The sequence below is a fragment of the Vibrio sp. 10N.261.51.A3 genome (genome assembly GCF_041471965.1).
GTDB lineage: Bacteria > Pseudomonadota > Gammaproteobacteria > Enterobacterales > Vibrionaceae > Vibrio > Vibrio crassostreae_C.
This window is the reverse complement of sequence record NZ_JBFRPK010000041.1, coordinates 36,214-37,406: the sequence shown is the minus strand read 5'-3', so window position 1 is coordinate 37,406 and position 1,193 is coordinate 36,214. Positions and strand designations below refer to the sequence as shown.

Annotated in this window: 2 protein-coding genes and 1 pseudogene; all 3 read right to left on the bottom strand. The window is 45.3% G+C overall.

From position 1 onward, the window contains the following. Window positions 1-386 (bottom strand): annotated as a pseudogene (locus AB4371_RS11105) (IS66 family transposase); the annotation flags it as partial. A 59-nt stretch (window positions 387-445) separates the two neighbouring features. Next, window positions 446-799 carry an IS66 family insertion sequence element accessory protein TnpB gene (gene tnpB, locus AB4371_RS11100; protein WP_017037716.1) on the bottom strand — a complete coding sequence of 118 codons (354 nt, stop codon included), beginning with the start codon at window positions 797-799 and terminating at the stop codon, window positions 446-448. Continuing rightward, complete coding sequence (gene tnpA / locus AB4371_RS11095; RefSeq protein WP_120459697.1) at window positions 796-1,113, bottom strand: IS66 family insertion sequence element accessory protein TnpA; 318 nt, start codon at window positions 1,111-1,113, stop codon at window positions 796-798. Before tnpA ends, tnpB begins: the two co-directional genes overlap by 4 nt. Between the last annotated feature and the right edge of the window lie 80 nt (window positions 1,114-1,193).

Below are 1,193 nucleotides of genomic sequence, written 5' to 3'. Positions count from 1 at the left end.
CCGATTTTATGCAGGCTATGATTGCAGCAAGCGCACTGCTTTTCATGGTCGTCTACATCAAGTTCGATAACCTCACGAGGCAAGGTCTTAGGCAGAGGTTTACGTTTACCGCGCTTTTTCGTTGTGGTCGTGGTTGTCACCTCAACCTCGTCTTCTTTAACGGCTTCACATTCCGCTTCGTTGAAGAGGTCACCTTGTGATTCATCGTAAGGCTTTAATACCTCCGAGCGTTTCGCGAACTGACGGTCGAAGGCGAGTTTGAGTTGTTCAAGCAGCGATTGGCGCTCTTGTTTCCACTCATTTCTCTCCGACATCAGAGCAGCTACCATCGCTTGTAGCTCGGCAACATCTTGGCTTTCTGGGTTGATATTTGGCGTCTTTTTCATAGCATTGATTATACTAAAATCGTGCCGTTAACGCTTGGAGAATAAGGCTTTATTCTCGATTAACTCATTGTAAAATCGTTTATTTTGATGGGTTCGTGGCCGATAATTGTGAAGCCTGAAAGCAGTCTATCAAGCTCAAATTGAGTGAGGGTAAACACCTGATTTTTCTCTTTTGAAGGCCACTTATACTTGGCTTTTTCAAGGCGTTTATACCAGAGGGCGAAGCCTGTTTTATCCCAGTACAACACTTTAATCTTATCGCGCTGTTTATTGGTAAACAGGAACAGCGCACCGCTGCCAAGAGGCAAGTCAGTATCATTTTCGATAATCGCTGCAAGGCCGTTGATGGACTTTCTAAAATCGACGCTTTCACGATAAAGGTAAATGTCTGGAGCGCTGAGCATACCTTTCATGACAAAGCTCCAATGAGTTCAGCAAGATAGGTGGCTGGCGTGCCTTGAGGAATGCTCAGCTCCACATCATTGATGAGAAGTGTCATGTTCGCCGTAGCTATCTGGGCCTGATACTTGGTTGTCTTTTCAACGATTTCGGCTCTAACAAATCCGACAGATTCCGATTGGTTTGCTGTTTGGAGTTGACGCCGTTTGGCAAAGAACGTGGATAAACTCAGTCCATGCTCTTCACAAAAAGCGCGTTGGGTAACACTGCTGCTTTCATATTGCTCAAACAGTGATTGCCATTCTAGGTCGGTGCGTCGTTTTACCATTTCAACTCTCCTTTGGGTTGGAGAGATGATCTTATTCTTCGTGCTGAAAGATTAGAATGCGGTGTTCATGACACGCTTAC